This is a genomic window from Amycolatopsis sp. WQ 127309 (genome assembly GCF_023023025.1).
Lineage (GTDB): Bacteria > Actinomycetota > Actinomycetes > Mycobacteriales > Pseudonocardiaceae > Amycolatopsis.
Window position 1 is genome coordinate 772,683 of sequence record NZ_CP095481.1, and the last position, 15,015, is coordinate 787,697.

Here is a 15,015-nt window from a genome sequence, read left to right on the forward strand (position 1 = left end):
TGACGGACCAACCGCGCCGTCCCGTCCTCGCCCGGCCGCCGGCACCGACTCACCGCCCGCGCCGAACCGGGGAGGGTCTCGTGACCCACCAACCTCCCTGTCCCATGCCGCACCCCACCGCCGCGGACCTGCCAACACCGATCACCACCGGCGTCGAACCGAGGAGGGTCCCGTGACCGACCAACCTCCCTGTCCCATGCCGCACCCCACCGCCGCAGACCTGCCGACACCGATCACTACGGACGTCGAGCCGAGGAGGGTCCCGTGACCCACCAGCCTCGCTGTCCCGTCCCGCACCCGACCGCCGCGGTCCTGCCGATGCCGATCACCGCCAGCACCGAACCGAGGAGGGTCCTGTGACCGACCAGCCTCGTTGTCCCGTGCCGCACCCAGCCGGTGGACTGCCTCGGCGTTCGTTCCTGCGCCGGGCCGCGATGGGCGCCGGCCTGACCGTGGCCGCCGGGGCCGGGCTCGGGGCGTCCGCCGCCGTCACCGACAGCACGTCGCCCGTTCCCTTCCACGGCGCCAACCAGGCCGCGATCCTGCGGCAGCCCCCGACCCAGACGGTCGTCGCCTCGTTCGATGTCGTCGCGGAGTCGAAGGCCGAGCTGACCGACCTGTTCCGCGCCATCACCGACCGGACCCGGTTCCTCACCGGCGGTGGCGCGCCGGCCGCACTCGGCATCACCGGACCGCCCGCCGACTCGGGAGTGCTGGGCCCGGTCGTGCCGGGTGGCGACCTGGGCGTGATCCTCGGCGTCGGATCATCGCTGTTCGACGACCGCTACGGCCTGGCGAAGCTCAAGCCCGCCAAGCTGAAGCCGATGACGACGTTCCCGAACGACGCCCTCGAACCGGCGCAGTGCCACGGCGACCTCAGCCTGACCCTTTCGGCCAACGCCAACGACACGGTGCTGCACGCCCTGCGCGACATCACCCGCGCCACCCGCGGCGGCATGCAGCTGCGCTGGCGGCTGAACGGCTTCAGCTCACCGCCGCGGCCGTCCGGCACGCCGCGGAACCTGATGGGCTTCAAAGACGGCACCGCGAACCCGGAGGGGTCGGATCTGGACAGCCTCTTGTGGACGACCGGAGCCGGCGAACCCGCGTGGGCCGCGGGTGGCAGCTACCAGGTCGTCCGGCTGATCCGGATGCTGGTGGAGTTCTGGGACCGGGTTTCACTGGCCGAGCAGGAGAACATGTTCGGCCGCCGCCGCGACACCGGAGCGCCGCTCGACGGCACCGACGAGAAGGACGTCCCCCGCTACGCCGACGACCCGATCGGCACGGTGATCCCGCTGACCAGCCACATCCGCAAGGCCAACCCGCGCACCCCCGAGACCGACAACAGCCGGATCCTGCGGCGCGCCGTGAACTACGACCGCGGCGTCGACAGCAACGGCAACCTCGACATGGGCCTGATGTTCGTCTGCTACCAGCAGGACCTGGAGCGCCAGTTCGAGGCGGTCCAGACCCGGCTGGCCGACGAGCCGCTGACCGACTACATCTCCCCGTTCGGCGGCGGCTACTTCTTCGCGCTGCCGGGCGTCACAGGCCCGGACGACCACTACGGCCGCGCACTACTGACCTGACACCGTTCCCCACCAACACGAAACACCAGGAGGAATCCGAAGTGGACACCCGACCCCGCCGGCGGCGACGCGGCCTGCTCGGCGCCGGGGCACTCGCCTCGGTCGCCGTGCTGGCCGTCGCCACCGGTTCCGCGGCGACCACCGCGGAAGCCCAGCCGCTGCACCCTTACCCGGCGCAGTGGATCCCCACCTCGACGCCGATCAAGCACGTCGTGGTCATCTTCGGCGAGAACATCGCCTTCGACCACTACTTCGGCACCTACCCGAACGCGGCGAACACGGACGGCACGCCGTTCCAGGCCGCGCGCAACACCCCGAAGGTCAACGGCCTGGACCACAAGCTGCTAGCCGACAACCCGAACGCGTACAACCCGAAACGGCTCACCCACGAGCAGGCGCTGACCTGCGACCAGAACCACAACTACGGCGCGGAGCAAGCCGCCTTCAACGGCGGCAAGATGGACAAGTTCGTCGAGAAGACCGAGACGGACAAGTGCACCGGCCAGCCGGTGCTGTTCGGCGAGCCCGGCCTGGTGATGGACTACTTCGACGGCAACACCGTCACGGGCATGTGGAACTACGCGCAGCACTACTCGTTGAACGACAACTCGTTCGACGCGAACTTCGGACCGTCGACCCCGGGCGCGATCAACCTCGTCTCGGGCAACACGCACGGCGTCCAGGCCGTGAACCCGGTGACGCACGAGCCGGTCAGCGACGCGTACGCGGTCCAGTCGCCGGACGCGAACGGCGTCGGCACGATGATCAACGACCCGGACCCGGCCTGGGACGACTGCTCGGACAAGAACCACACGAGCACGGACAACCTGGCGACCATGCACGGCCGCAACGTCGGCGACCTGCTCAACCAGCGCCACGTGACGTGGGGCTGGTTCCAGGGCGGCTTCCGCCCGACCGGTTCGGCCAACGGTTACGCGGTCTGCGGCGCCACGCACGCCAACATCGGCGGCGCGGCGGCGGTGGACTACAGCCCGCACCACGAGCCGTTCCAGTACTACCCGTCGACGGCGAACCCGAAGCACCTGCCGCCGTCGTCGGTCCAGGCGATCGGCCAGACGGACCGCGCGAACCACCAGTACGACGTCGCGGACTTCAACGACTCCCTGCAGGCCGGCTCGATGCCCGCGGTGAGCTTCCTGAAGGCCCCGGAGTACCAGGACGGTCACGCGGGCTACTCGGACCCGCTGGACGAACAGCAGTTCGTGGTCAACGAAGTCAACAAGATCCAGCAGTCCCCCGACTGGCGCTCGACGGCGATCGTCCTGGCGTACGACGACTCGGACGGCTGGTACGACCACGTCTCGTCCCCGGTGATCAACGGCTCTCACGACGCTTCGCAGGACCAGGCCGTCTGCACCGCGAAGAAGACGACACTGGGCGGCTACGCGGACCGCTGCGGCTACGGCCCGCGGCTTCCGTTGATGGTGATTTCCCCGTACAGCAAGGTGAACCACGTCGACCACACGCTGACGGACCAGACCTCGGTGCTGAAGTTCATCGAGGACAACTGGTTCGCCGGCCGCATCGGCGACAGTTCGTACGATTCACGGGCCAATTCGATGTCCAACATGTTCAACTTCTGGTGGCCTCAGGCGTCGAAGCTGACGCTCGACCCGAAGACCGGGGCCGTAGCACATCGGTAGTTTGTGGTGCTTGACGGGCTCGTGGCCGGGGTTGGCCGCGAGCCCGTCTTGCTGTTCAGGGCGCGGACGGTCGGCTGCCGTGTCGACTCAAATCAACATCGAGACCGGCGAGTGACTCCTGGCACGGTCAGCTGATCGGCCGCGGACCCGCCTGCGTCCGGGCACTCACCACTGATCAGGCCGCCCTGGGCAGTGGGCTGTCGACGTTGTTGCGATCGGGTTTTCGGCGTCGGTCGTGGGACGTCGGCGGGGTGGACTCCGCCAGGCCGTCCGGGGTGATGTGGATCTGCCAGCCCAACCCGTGCAGCAGACGGTGGTGGTAGCCACACAGCTGGACCGGACTTTCCCAGCTCGCCGGGCCGTCCTCGGACTGCTGTCGGATGTGGTGGCCCTGGCACTGGCGGGGTGGTCGGTGGCAACCACCGAACGCGCAGCCTCGGCCATGCAAGTGCAGGGCTCGGCGAAGTCCCGCCGTCATCAAGCGCCGGAGGCGGCTCGGGTCCTGGGACTCGCTCTCGCCGTCCGGTACCGCGGAGATGGTGCTGCCGTCGCACGCGTGGATCAGGGCATCCGCTGCCGGGATCTCGCCTGCGTCGTCCAGACAGGTCAAGCCAGTGCCGGATTTCCGGCCCGCGATGGATACCGTCACGCGCGTGAGGGCTCGTCGGCCGGACTGGCGCGGGAGTTCGAGAGAGTTCAGAGCCAGGTCGATCACGTCCGAGAACGCGTCGCCGAAACGTTCCCTTGGAGAGCGGGGGTTGTCGGATCGGCGCTCGGTCAGGGAATCCAGCATTGCATGGGCTCGAGTGCCGGTCTCGTCGTCGAATCGACCGCGTAGCTCCCAGACGCCGGTTCTTTTGCGCCGCAACGACAACTGGCGCTCGGGAGTAGGCGGAGACGTGGCGTCCGGGATGAAGCGGCCCAGCAGGTGCGCGCCCAACACGGCCACCTGTCTTCGGCCCGCGGTCCTGGCCAGCGTCACCAGTTCGCGTTCGGCATCCGCTCGATACTCGTCTGGGATCTGACGCACCGTGTCGAGGATCGTGTTGATCGCCGGGTTGCTTAGCCGGCCTTCACGGGCCGCCGCGGCGGCGGCAGGGGCCAGCGCGGGATCCGCGTTCAACTCTCGCGCCCGCCGCATCAGCTTTCCTGCCACACCAGCGGAAATGTCCGCCCGGTCTGCCAGAAAGCTCGCCACTGAACGGTATCCGAACAGCTCGTCTACGCCGCGGCGCTCGATCTCGACCAGCGCCGCGCCCAGTTCCGCTTCCGCACAACGGATCCGGGTCACCAACTCATCGACGCGGTCGGCTAATGCCACCGCGTCTGCCTGCCACATCCGGTCGTCGTCCACACCATGAACACTAGCTCAGGATCGAACACCCGTTCATCACACGATCGGGCGAAAGGCGGAGAGTTACGGACGCACTGGGTCCAGATCCCAGGCTAGAGTCACCACAGTCCCGTCCTCGCCGGACGCGATGTCCGCCCGGTCTGCGCTCGCCCGCAGCAACATCAACCCCCGGCCCCGCAACGAAACCGGGCGGGGATCGGGGACCGGCGTGCGCCACTGGCCGTGGTCCGTGATGACCACCTCGACGCGGTCGGCGTGGATCGCTGCGTCGAGGTCGACCAGGCCGGAGCCCGAGCCGTGGTACGCGTGGTCGGCCACGTTGGCCAGCGCCTCGTAGCTCGCCAGCGCGATGTCCTGGGCCCGGGCCGGCTCGACGCCCGCGGCCAGGGCCCACGCCGTGAGGTCGTGCCGCAGGCGCCGCAACGCCTCAGGTGCGGCAGCCACGCCGTGACAGCGGAACGGGGCCGCCGACCCGGCGGATTCGTGCATCGGGTTCGCCTTTCTGCCCGGCCCGGGGCTCGCGGTGCCCGTCACTTCCGGAGGGCTTCGTCGACCGTCGGGTGGACGCCGATCCACGTGTCGAGCCCGGTGGTCGTCAGCGGTCCCGACGTCACCGGCGAATCACTGACAACCCGCAACGCGTGCTCCGCCAGTTTGCGGTGCGCGGCCGCGAGCACCTGCAGGCCCGCCGAACAGAAGAACGTCACCGCTCGCAGGTCGACCACCAGCACTTCGGGGCCTTCGGCGAGCACGGTGTCGACGACTTCCTCGAAGTCCGGTGCGCTGAGCAGGTCGATTTCGCCCGCCACGCGGAGCACGGCGGCCTGGCCGCGCCAGTCGAGCGTGGCCGCCAGCTCGGTGGCGGGGAGATCCCGGGGTGAAGGGCTCACGGCCACTTATCGTGCCCCAATCCGCGCCCCGGCGCCAACGCCCGCGTCAGCGGTGCGGCAACTGCACCACGGTGACCCAGAAGTCGTCGATCTGCCGGACCACCTCGACGAACTTCTCGAAGTCGACCGGCTTGGTGACGTAGGCGTTGGCGTGCAGGTCGTAGCTGCGCAGGATGTCCTCCTCCGCCTCCGACGTCGTCAGCACGACCACCGGGATGGTCCGCAGCGCCGGGTCCTGCTTGATCTCGCCGAGGACCTCGCGCCCGTCCTTGCGGGGCAGGTTGAGGTCGAGCAGGATCAGCCCCGGCCGCGGCGCGTCGGCGAACGGGCCCTCGCGGTGCAGGAAGCGAAGCGCTTCGACGCCGTCGCTCGCGACGTGCAGGGCGTTGCGGATCTTGTGGTGCTCGAACGCTTCCTGGGTCATCAGCACGTCGCCGGGGTCGTCCTCGACGAGCAGGATGTCGATCGGGGGCAGGGCCTCGGTCATGCGTCCTCGTTTTCCTCTGCGCCGCGCTCGAGCCGAGCGGGCAGGGTGAAGCGGAAAGTGGCACCCTCGGCACCGGCTTCGGTGTCGAGCCAGATCCGGCCACCGTGGTACTCGACGATCCGGCGGCACATGGCCAGCCCGATGCCCGTGCCCGGGTAGGCGCTGCGGGAGTGCAGCCGCTGGAACAGTGCGAAGACCCGGTCGGCGTACTCGGCTTCGATGCCGATCCCGTTGTCCCGCACCGCGAACACCCAGTCGTCGCCGTCGCGGTCGGCGGTGACGCGCACCTCCGGCGGCACCTCGCCGTGGAACTTCAGCGCGTTGCCGATGAGGTTCTGGAAGACGGCCGTCAGCAGCGCCGGCTCGACGCGGACGTCGGGCAGGTCGTCGTGGGTCACCTTGCCGCGGTTGAGCGAGAGGGCGACTTCGAGGTTCGCGAGCGCGCCGTCGACCAGTTCGCCCGCGGGGACCACGACGTGCTCCCCCGGCTTCCGGCCGACGCGGGAGAACGACAGGAGATCGTTGATCAGGCCCTGCATGCGCTTGGCGCCGTCGACGGCGTACTCGATGTACTGCTCGCCGCGCTCGTCGAGCAGGCCCGTGTACCGCCGTTGCAGCAGCTGGCAGAAGCTGGCCACCTTCCGCAGCGGCTCCTGGAGGTCGTGCGAAGCGACGTACGCGAACTGCTCCAGGTCGGCGTTGGACCGCTCCAGCTCGTGCGTCCGCCGGTCCAGGAGCGCGTGCGCCCGCTCCAGCTCGGCCACCTCGTCGAGGATCCGCTGCCGCATGGCCTCGACGTCACTGCCGAGCTGGACGAGCTCGATCGGCCCGTCACCGCGGACCGGCCGGTGGATGTCCTGGTCGGCGACGTGCCGGACCTCGCCGGCCAGCCGCAGGATGGGCCGCGTGATGACGCGCCGCAGCCCCAGGAACAGCAGGACGAACAGCAGCAGGATGAGCACGGCGACGGCGACGAGCATCGCGGTCAGGAAGGTCGCCGCGCTGTCGAGGTCGGCGCGGCCTTCGCCACGCAGCGTCGTGAGGTGAGCGGCCTGGGCGTCGAGGGCGCCGCGCACGGCGTCGAACTGGGTACGGCTGCGGTCGGCCTGCGCCGGGGTGACCGCGGGCGCGGCCGGGGCGATGGTGGGCGCGATCGTCGCCTGCCAGGCCGACGCGGCCCGCTGCACGCGGTCGAGGTCGTCGCCGATCTGCGTGCCCGGCGTGGCCCCGAGCTGCCGCAGCTGGCTGACGGCGTCGGCCTGCGAGCGGACGCCGTCGGTGTAGGGCGTGAGGAAGTCCGGCTGCCGGCCGAGCTGGTAACCGCGGACGCCGGTCTCCTGGTTCAGCATGGCCGTCGACAGCTGGATGGCGGCGAGCCGCTGGGAGCCGATGACGTCGAGCAGGCGGTTGCGGGCGTCGGTGAGGTTGTTCAACGCGATCCCGCCGCCGGCCAGGGCCGCGAGCAGCAGCACGGCCTCGGTCACGGCGAGCAGGGTCAGCCAGCGGCGGATCGGCCAGCCGCGCACGGTCCCGGTCATCGGCCGGTCTCCCCGGGGATGTGGTTGAGCAGGGCGAGGGCGACGTCGTCGTCCAGCGGGCCGGAGTTGAGGCGTTCGGCGCGGGCGATCAGTTCGTCGAGGAGGGCGCGGCCGTGGAGGCCGTCCTGGTGGCGGATGTCGAGCACGAGCTCGGCCATCCGCTCGTGGCCGAGCCGTTCGGACCCGGCGCCGACGCGGCCTTCGAACACGCCGTCGGTGTAGAGCAGCAGTGACCAGCCGGGGTCCAGCGGCACGTCGAGGGCCTCCCATTTCGTGCCCTCGACGACGCCGAGCGGGACGCCGAGGCGTTCGCCGGAGAGCAGGTGCCCGTCGCCGGGGGTGAGCAGCAGCGGCGGCAGGTGCCCCGCCAGCGACAGGCGCAGGGATCTTCGGTCCGGCGCGACGACGACCATGCAGACCGTCGCGAACAGCGGCTCGATCCGCTCGTGCACCAGGACCCGCTCGACCATGCTCAGCACGTCGGGCATCGGCAGGCCGGCCATCACCAGCGAGCGCCACGCGATCCGCAGCGCGACGCCGAGCGCGGCCTCGTCCGGGCCGTGGCCGCAGACGTCGCCGATGATCATGTTGAGACTGCCGTCGGTGAGCTCGATGGCGTCGTAGAAGTCGCCGCCGAGCAGGGAGCCGTTGCGGCCGGGCCGGTAGCGGGAAGCGAGTTCGAGGTGCGGGTCGCGCAGCAGCGGGCTGGGCAGCAGGCCGCGCTCGAGCCGGGCGTTCTCGCGGGCGAGCAGCTGCTGCTGGAGGAACTGCTGCTCGACCTGCTCGGCGCGCTTGCGTTCGCGGGCGAAGCGCAGGGCCTTCACCAGCAGCGGCCCGTCGACCTGGTCCTTGACGAGGTAGTCCTGCGCGCCGGCGGCGACCGCGGCGACGCCGGTGGCCTGGTCGTGCTGGCCGGTCAGCACGACGACCGCGACGCCGGGCGCGTGCTGGGCGAGGCGGGTGAGCCCGCCGAGCCCCCTCGCGTCGGGCAGCTGGAGGTCGAGCAGGACGCAGTCGGCGGTCAGCGGCGCGGCCAGGGCCGCGGAAAGGGTCTCGACGCGTTCGAGCGCGACCGGCACGGAGGTGTCGGCGAGCATCTCGTCGACCAGCAGCGCGTCGCCGTCGTCGTCCTCGATCAGCAGCACGCGCAAGCGGGTGCGGGGATCCCACGATGAGTCGGCGGTCACCGGATTCTCCCGTTCAGCGGCACCTTGCAGGCGATCACCCTAGCGGCACCGGGCGCGGCCGCCTACGACCACACGGCCCCGCCGGGGGTAGCGATTTATAGCACCCCAGTGTTCCGCCGCGTGCATAACGGTTCGGGTCGCGGCGGTCCCGTTACCTGGGTTCCCGCGCCTACGCTGCCGTTATGTCCGAGCCGCCCGCACCGGTCCGGCGCGCGGCCTTCGCGTGGTGGGGCGCGACGGCGTGCTGGTTCCTCGGTTCGCTGCTCGGCCGGCTGCTGGGCGGGCACGCCACGCCGGGCGCCGGCGCCGGCGGGACCGGCGAGCGCGACGCATTGCTGGCGACGACGTTGCCGGCGCCGGTCGCGGTGCTCGCGTTCGTGGTCGCGGCCGGCCTGTGGGCGTCACTGGTGTACGGCGTGTTCCGCGGTGCCGGGTGGGCGCGCGTCGTGCTCGCGATCGCCGGCGCGCTGGGCGTCCTCGACGTCGTGCTGCAGCTATTCGCGCTCTTCGCCGCGTCCGCCCGCGATACCGGCGACCTGGTGCGGGGCCTGGCGTTCCTGCTCGTGCTGGGCCTGTCGATGGCCGGGTTCACGCTGATGTTCCGCGCGGACGCCGCGGCGTACTTCAAGCGCCGCCGCTGAGCAGGGAGCGGTAGAACGTCCGGTGCGCTGCCGCGGCCGCCGGCCACGTGTACCGCTGCGCCAGCGCGCGGCCCGGCGCCGGATCACCCCCCGCCATCGCGGTCCGCAGCTCCCGGGCGAAACCGGGCGGGTCGACGGCGAAGCGGGCCACCTCGCCGAAGACTTCGCGCAGCACGGGCAGGTCACGCGTCACCACCGGCACCCCGGCGGCCAGTGCCTCCATCGCGGCCAGCCCGAAGCCTTCCTTGGTCGACGGGAAGGCGAACACCGCGGCGGACGCCATCAGCGACGGCAGCTCGTCGTGCTCGACCGGGCCCAGCACCTCCGGCTCGACGCCCAGTTCGGCGGCGCGTTTCTCCCAGCGAGTGCGGTACTCGCGATAGTCGAAGAGCGTCTCGCCGCCCGCGATGACCAGGCGGACGTCCGGTTCGGCCAGCAGCGCGTACGCCTCCAGCAGGTCCAGCGAGCCCTTGCGCGGCTCGATCCCTCCCACCGCCAAGACATAACGTCCTCGGCCGGTATCGGGGCGGGCGTTGGCGAACCGGTCGTAGTCGACGCCGTTGGGGATCACGGTCGCCTCGATGCCCCAGCCGTCGCGCACCTCGGCGGCCACGGACTCCGACACGCAGACGTGCGCGTACGGCCGGACGATCGCGCGTTCGTGGCAGGCCGCCAGCTCCGGCGTGGTGAAGGTGTCGAGGTGGTGGATCGTCCGGACGCAAGCGTCGACGGCGTTCGCGCTGATGCAGTCCTGCGCGTGCACGACGTCGTACGCGTCCGGCGTGAATGCCGCGCGCAGCACCGCGATCGAGCGCAGGATCCGCGCGCCGACGCTCTCGCCGGGGACGTCCGGGAAGGGCACGATCGACAATCGGACAGCGGGGTCCACCGGCCGGAAGAACCCCGCGTCGCCGCCGCGGCCGAGCGTCCACACCGTGACGTCCTCGCCGAGCGCCGCGAGGGCTTCGGCCAGCGCGAGCGTGTGCACGACGCCGCCGCGGGGTTTGGTCGAGTAGCTCAGCAGGGCGATGCGCATCAGGCCTCCCGGTAGACCTCGGGTTTCCGTTCCCCCAGGTGGTGCAGCACACGGCGGGCGTTCGCGAGTTCTTGTTCGACGTCGAGTTCGGCGACCGCGATGCCGGCCTTGGACCAGGTCCGCGCGAGGATCTCGCCGCCTGGGCCGACGACCTTGGCCTGGCCGAGGAACCGCATGCCGCCCATCGCGCCGGTCTGGTTGGACGACACGAGCACGACCTGGTTCTCCGCGGCGCGCGCCTGGTCGTAGAGGTCGAACAGCCGCGACTGGCGGTCCTGCGCCATCCGCGGCGCGCGGTTGGTGATGCTGGTCGGCCACGCGCTCAGGCAGGCGACGATGTCCGCGCCGTCGACCGCCAGCGAGCGGGCCGACTCGGGGAACGTCTTGTCGTAGTCGATCAGCATGCCGACCCGCCCGACCGGCGTGTCGAACGCGGCGAACTCGGCGCCCGGTTCGTACGCGATGCTCTCCCCTGGCGGCTGGTGGACCTTGCGGTGCCGGCCGAGCACGCCGTCACCCGTGACGCACACCGCGGAGTTGTAGCGCCGCGGCCCGTCGGCTTCGCAGTAACCGACGCACACGACCATCTCCGCGGCGAGCGACTGGATCGTCTTCAGTTCCGGACAGTCGGGGTCGAGGGCCGGCGGGAGCGCCTCCGGGTCCGGATGGCGCAGGTCGGCGAGGTAACCGCCGAGGGCCGCGTCCGGCAGCACCAGCAGCGCGGCGCCGGCCGAGCGCGCGTGGTCGATCAGCGTCGCGATGCGCTGCAGGTCGAAGTCGAGGTCGCGGCCGAAGTGCGCGGCGACGGCGGCGATCCGGATCTGCCCCATTCACGGGACACTAACGGGGTAGGCATCCGGGCGTCTGTCCGCCAGGTGCCCCATCGACCGGCGCGCGGTCGCGAGCGCGGCCTGGACGTCGATCTCGGCGATCGCCATCCCTTCGGCGACGCCGGTGTCGGCGACGATCTCGCCGCCCGGGTCGACGATCTTCGCCCCGGCCACGAACCGCAGGTCGCCGAAGGTGCCGGACTGGTTGGCCGAGACCCAGACGATCTGGTTCTCCAGCGCGCGGGCCCGGTCGAAGAGGTCGAACCGCCGTTTCCAGCGGTCCTGCGCGAGGTCGGCGGCCGCGTTGGTGCGGCTGCCGGGCCAGGCGCTCATGCAGACGACGACCTCGGCGCCGTCCAGCGCGAGCGCCCGCGCGGATTCGGGGAAAGCCTTGTCGTAACAGATCATCATGCCCAGGCGCCCGATCGGCGTGTCGAACGCCGCGAACCCGCGGCCGGCGCCGTAACTGGCGTTTTCGGCCAGCGGCTGGTGGACCTTGCGGTGGTTCCCGAGGACGCCGTCGCCGGTCACGCAGACGGCCGAGTTGTAGCGGCGGCCGCCGGCGAGTTCGCAGTACCCCGCCGTGACGACGAGGTCGCCGGCCAGCGCGGCCAGCCGCTTCACTTCCGGACCGTCGACGTCAAGTGCGGGCGGCCCTTCGGCGCCGCCGTCCAGGTTGGCGAGATAGCCGCCAAGGGCCGCCTCCGGCAGCGCCAGCAGCCGCACGCCCTCGGCCTTCGCCTCGCCGATCAGCTTCTCGATGCGCGCGAAGTCGCCTTCGAGGTCTCGGTCGAACGGCGCGGCGACCGCAGCCATCCTGAGTGTCGTCATGAGTTCCCCAATCCGGTGACGCCGCCGTCGATGGCGGGCGTCCGTTCGCCGTCGGGCCAGCGCAGCGTGACGCCGGTGCCCGCGACCAGTTCGCCGCAGTCCGCGGTGACCGCCGGCCCGGCGGGCGCGGGCGTGCCGGCGGTGAGCATCGCGAAGCCGGGGAAGCAGGTCAGCCAGTCCCCTGTGGACGCTCCGCGCGGCCGTGGCACCTTGTCGACGTCCAGGACCGCGCCGCAGCCGGACGCTTCGGCGAGCATGCCGAGGGTGCCCGCGATGCCGGCCATCGAGACGTCCTTGGCCGCCGCCGGGCGCGCCTTCGCGACCGAGCCGAGCAGTTCGCGCAGCTCGGGCGTGCGGCGGAAGCTCGTCGAGTCCCATTGACGTCCGGTGTAGCCGGGCCGCCAGCCGCCGGCGAGATCGGCGGTAAGCCAGACACGCTCACCCGGCTTGCCGCCACCCCCGGGCACCGGGTCGGTGGTGCGGCCCAGCGCCGTGACCGACAGCGAAGCCGGGACGCCGAACTGGGTGTGGCCGCCGAGCACCGGGACGCCGTACGCCTCGCTCGCCTTCCGCAGTCCACCGAGGACTCGCGCGGCGAAGGACGCGTCACGCGCACCCAGCGCGTCGAGCAGGCCGGTCGGCGTGGCGCCCATCGCGGCGAGGTCGTTGAGGTTGACCAGGACCGAGCACCAGCCCGCCCATTCCGGGTCGCGATCGACCATCGACGGGATGATCGCGTCGCAGGCCGCGACGACGTCGGTGCCCGGCAGCGGGACGCCGTCGTCACCGACGAAGCCGGGTACCCCGGTCATCCCTCGCAGCAGCGGGCCGAGCGCGGCCTTGGTCGAGCGGGCCAGCGCGGCGATCCGGCCGATCGGCCAGCGCATCAGCACGTGGTCGTGGCCGGCGACGGCCACCGGCCGTACCCGCTGCCAGCCGAGCCGGGTGAACAGCCGCTCAGTGCGCGTCTGCACGGTCGCCTCGAACCGCAACGCCCCTTCGGCTTCGGCCCGCGCGCAGGCCGCGCGGACCAGCGCGGAGCCGATCCCGGCCGGTGAGCCGGGGGCGACGACCAAGCGGCCGCCCTGCCACCAGCCGAGGTCCGGACCGTCGGTCGCCGGGCCGAGACGGACGCCGCCGAGCACTTCGCCCGCCGCGTCCCTCGCCACCAGGAACAGGGTGCGCGGGTCGGTGTCGTGGTCGTCGAGGTCGTGCCCGGCGAAGAGTCCTTGCCGCGCCACGAACGCCTCGTGACGCAACGTGCGGTACGCGGTCAGTCCACTGTGGTCGGCTTCGCCGATCGAGAACGCCGGACGCGCCGCGACGCTGCGGACGTCACCCAGCAACGCGAGGATGTCGTGGTCCACGTCAGCCCCCCGCCGCGCTGAGCAGGCCGCACGCGCCGCACGCGGCACAGCCCGCACCTTGGTCGGCGCCGGTCATCCCGGCCGCCCGCAGCAACACGGCGATGCGGCCGGTGACGTCCGCGACCAGCGCGGGCGAAGGTGCGGTCGCGCCGTCGCGCCGGGCCAGCGTCCCGGCCATCGGCCGCATCGGCACGGCGAACGGGTAGACGCCCATGTCGATGAGCCGTCCGGCCCCCTCCACCAGGGAGTCCGGGTCCTCACCGAGGCCGATCAGCAGGTACGTCGAGACGCGGTTGCGGCCGAAGACGCGGACCGCCTCCGCCCACGCGGCCTCGTACTCCGCCATCGGCACCGTCGACTTGCCCGGCATCCAGCGCCGCCGGACGTCGTCGTCCAGCGACTCGACGTGGATGCCGATCGACGTCGCCCCGGCGTCGCGCAGATCCTCGAGGACGCCGAGGTCGCCCGGCGGCTCGATCTGCACCTGGATCGGCAGGCCCGGCACGGCGTCGAGCACCGCGCGGACGCAGCGCACGAGGTGCCGGGCGCCGCGGTCGGGCCCGGACGTAGTGCCGGTCGTCATCACCATCTGCCGGACGCCGTCGAGCCGCACTGCCGCCTCGGCGACCTCCGCGAGCTGCTGCGGCGTCTTCGCGGCCACCGTGGACCCCGCTCGCAGCGACTCCTCGATGGTGCAGAACCGGCAGCGCTGGTCCTCGGCGTACCGGATGCACGTCTGGACGACCGTCGTCGCGAGGACGTCCTTCCCGTGCAGCAGGGCGATCTTCCGGTACGGCACACCGTCCGCCGTGGACAGGTCGTAGAACCGCGGACGGTCCACTGGTGCGACGCTGAGGCCGAGGTCGATCGTCTCGCGGAAGATGCGGCCGTCCCGGACCACGTACGGGCTCTCGGGGTTCAGCGGCAGCGTGGCGTTGGCACCGTCGACCACCAGGTGGCCGTCGTCGCTCGGCCCGGCGCCCTTGCTGCGCTGTACGGGTGCGTCCATTCGCACCCCGCGGACGGCGATGTCGGCGCGGGTGTCCAGGTCCTCTTCGATACCAACGCGCACGACCGCTCCCTAGAGCATGTAGGTGGAGTTGATGATCGCGCCCTTGCGCGCGTAGTGGATCAACGCGTCCTGGACGTCCAGCGGGTGCGTCGGGATGACGCCCTCGATGAGGTCCTCCTCGCGTGCGCCGTGCAGCGACAGGCCGAAGCGGCAGCAGTAGGCCTTGCCGCCCTCGCCGATGAACGTCTTGAGCTGGTCGTTGATGTTGAGCTCGCCGGGGAACGCGGCGTTGCCGGTGGTCGGGAAGCCGCGCGTGGCCAGGCAGTTCAGTGAACCCGGGCCGTAGAAGTAGATCGCGGCTTCGAAGCCCTTCCGCAGCGCGCGGGTCGCCTGCAGGATCGCCACGAAGCTCACTGACGACTCGTGCGCGATGCCGTGCACGAGCGTGAAGTAGCTCTGGCCGGGTTCGGCCTGGTAGTCCGGGAAGACCTTGGTCCCGCCGTACAGGTTGGAGCCCTGCGGCAGCGACGGGTGCGGGATCTCGTCGAGGCTGGTCTTTTCGGTGTCGGTCAGCTCTGCCATCGGT

General features: G+C 71.4%; 15 protein-coding genes. 3 read left to right on the forward strand and 12 right to left on the reverse strand.

All coding sequences use genetic code 11. The annotated features are described in order from the left end of the window. The first annotated feature begins 434 nt into the window (after window positions 1-434). Entirely contained in the window at window positions 435-1,592 is a 1,158-nt protein-coding gene (locus MUY22_RS02980; protein ID WP_247063609.1) for a Dyp-type peroxidase, read from the forward strand. 41 nt (window positions 1,593-1,633) lie between these two features. Next, a complete protein-coding gene (locus MUY22_RS02985; RefSeq protein ID WP_247056780.1) occupies window positions 1,634-3,256 on the forward strand; it encodes a phospholipase C in 1,623 nt (540 codons plus the stop codon). 175 nt (window positions 3,257-3,431) lie between these two features. Here the strand turns inward: MUY22_RS02985 and MUY22_RS02990 are convergent, their stop codons facing one another. The 6 genes from MUY22_RS02990 to MUY22_RS03015 form a co-directional block, all read right to left on the reverse strand. Next, a complete protein-coding gene (locus tag MUY22_RS02990; protein ID WP_247056782.1) occupies window positions 3,432-4,610 on the reverse strand; it encodes an HNH endonuclease signature motif containing protein in 1,179 nt (392 codons plus the stop codon). Window positions 4,611-4,673: 63 nt separating this feature from the next. After that, window positions 4,674-5,099 carry an ATP-binding protein gene (locus MUY22_RS02995; RefSeq protein WP_247056784.1) on the reverse strand — a complete coding sequence of 142 codons (426 nt, stop codon included), beginning with the start codon at window positions 5,097-5,099 and terminating at the stop codon, window positions 4,674-4,676. 41 nt (window positions 5,100-5,140) lie between these two features. Continuing rightward, window positions 5,141-5,500: an STAS domain-containing protein gene (locus tag MUY22_RS03000; protein WP_247056786.1), complete on the reverse strand. Its 360-nt coding sequence runs from the start codon at window positions 5,498-5,500 to the stop codon at window positions 5,141-5,143. Between the two features lie 46 nt (window positions 5,501-5,546). After that, window positions 5,547-5,987 (reverse strand): response regulator, encoded by a 441-nt coding sequence (locus MUY22_RS03005; protein WP_247056788.1) that lies wholly within the window; start codon window positions 5,985-5,987, stop codon window positions 5,547-5,549. Continuing rightward, a complete protein-coding gene (locus MUY22_RS03010) occupies window positions 5,984-7,525 on the reverse strand; it encodes an ATP-binding protein (RefSeq protein WP_247056790.1) in 1,542 nt (513 codons plus the stop codon). Before MUY22_RS03010 ends, MUY22_RS03005 begins: the two co-directional genes overlap by 4 nt. Continuing rightward, window positions 7,522-8,712 (reverse strand): PP2C family protein-serine/threonine phosphatase, encoded by a 1,191-nt coding sequence (locus MUY22_RS03015; protein WP_247056792.1) that lies wholly within the window; start codon window positions 8,710-8,712, stop codon window positions 7,522-7,524. Before MUY22_RS03015 ends, MUY22_RS03010 begins: the two co-directional genes overlap by 4 nt. 182 nt (window positions 8,713-8,894) lie before the next feature. Here MUY22_RS03015 and MUY22_RS03020 point away from each other — a divergent pair, with 182 nt between their 5' ends. Further along, a complete protein-coding gene (locus MUY22_RS03020) occupies window positions 8,895-9,353 on the forward strand; it encodes a hypothetical protein (protein ID WP_247056795.1) in 459 nt (152 codons plus the stop codon). Here the strand turns inward: MUY22_RS03020 and MUY22_RS03025 are convergent. Genes MUY22_RS03025 through MUY22_RS03050 form a run of 6 tightly spaced genes read right to left on the reverse strand, consistent with a single transcriptional unit; the run spans window position 9,337 to window position 15,011 of the window. Next, window positions 9,337-10,389, reverse strand: a complete 1,053-nt coding sequence (locus MUY22_RS03025; protein WP_247056797.1) for an MSMEG_0565 family glycosyltransferase — start codon at window positions 10,387-10,389, stop codon at window positions 9,337-9,339. The genes MUY22_RS03020 and MUY22_RS03025 overlap by 17 nt on opposite strands. Continuing rightward, window positions 10,389-11,219 (reverse strand): carbon-nitrogen hydrolase family protein, encoded by an 831-nt coding sequence (locus tag MUY22_RS03030; RefSeq protein WP_247056799.1) that lies wholly within the window; start codon window positions 11,217-11,219, stop codon window positions 10,389-10,391. Before MUY22_RS03030 ends, MUY22_RS03025 begins: the two co-directional genes overlap by 1 nt. Further along, the gene (locus MUY22_RS03035; RefSeq protein WP_247056800.1) at window positions 11,220-12,050 is read right to left on the reverse strand and encodes a carbon-nitrogen hydrolase family protein; all 831 of its coding nucleotides are present in this window, start codon (window positions 12,048-12,050) and stop codon (window positions 11,220-11,222) included. Further along, window positions 12,047-13,417 (reverse strand): MSMEG_0567/sll0787 family protein, encoded by a 1,371-nt coding sequence (locus MUY22_RS03040; RefSeq protein ID WP_247056802.1) that lies wholly within the window; start codon window positions 13,415-13,417, stop codon window positions 12,047-12,049. The genes MUY22_RS03035 and MUY22_RS03040 overlap by 4 nt, the downstream gene beginning before the upstream one ends. A 1-nt stretch (window position 13,418) precedes the next feature. Next, a complete protein-coding gene (locus MUY22_RS03045) occupies window positions 13,419-14,489 on the reverse strand; it encodes an MSMEG_0568 family radical SAM protein (RefSeq protein ID WP_247056804.1) in 1,071 nt (356 codons plus the stop codon). A 9-nt stretch (window positions 14,490-14,498) separates the two neighbouring features. Next, window positions 14,499-15,011, reverse strand: a complete 513-nt coding sequence (locus MUY22_RS03050; protein ID WP_247056806.1) for an MSMEG_0572/Sll0783 family nitrogen starvation response protein — start codon at window positions 15,009-15,011, stop codon at window positions 14,499-14,501. Between the last annotated feature and the right edge of the window lie 4 nt (window positions 15,012-15,015).

Excerpts from the sequence above, each read along its gene's own strand:
- MUY22_RS02980 (WP_247063609.1), top strand. The coding sequence starts at position 435 with ATGGGCGCCGGCCTGACCGTGGCCGCCGGGGCCGGGCTCGGGGCGTCC.
- MUY22_RS02995 (WP_247056784.1), bottom strand. The coding sequence starts at position 5,099 with ATGCACGAATCCGCCGGGTCGGCGGCCCCGTTCCGCTGTCACGGCGTG.
- MUY22_RS03005 (WP_247056788.1), bottom strand. The coding sequence starts at position 5,987 with ATGACCGAGGCCCTGCCCCCGATCGACATCCTGCTCGTCGAGGACGAC.
- MUY22_RS03010 (WP_247056790.1), bottom strand. The coding sequence starts at position 7,525 with ATGACCGGGACCGTGCGCGGCTGGCCGATCCGCCGCTGGCTGACCCTG.
- MUY22_RS03020 (WP_247056795.1), top strand. The coding sequence starts at position 8,895 with ATGTCCGAGCCGCCCGCACCGGTCCGGCGCGCGGCCTTCGCGTGGTGG.
- MUY22_RS03025 (WP_247056797.1), bottom strand. The coding sequence starts at position 10,389 with ATGCGCATCGCCCTGCTGAGCTACTCGACCAAACCCCGCGGCGGCGTC.
- MUY22_RS03030 (WP_247056799.1), bottom strand. The coding sequence starts at position 11,219 with ATGGGGCAGATCCGGATCGCCGCCGTCGCCGCGCACTTCGGCCGCGAC.
- MUY22_RS03035 (WP_247056800.1), bottom strand. The coding sequence starts at position 12,050 with ATGACGACACTCAGGATGGCTGCGGTCGCCGCGCCGTTCGACCGAGAC.
- MUY22_RS03050 (WP_247056806.1), bottom strand. The coding sequence starts at position 15,011 with ATGGCAGAGCTGACCGACACCGAAAAGACCAGCCTCGACGAGATCCCG.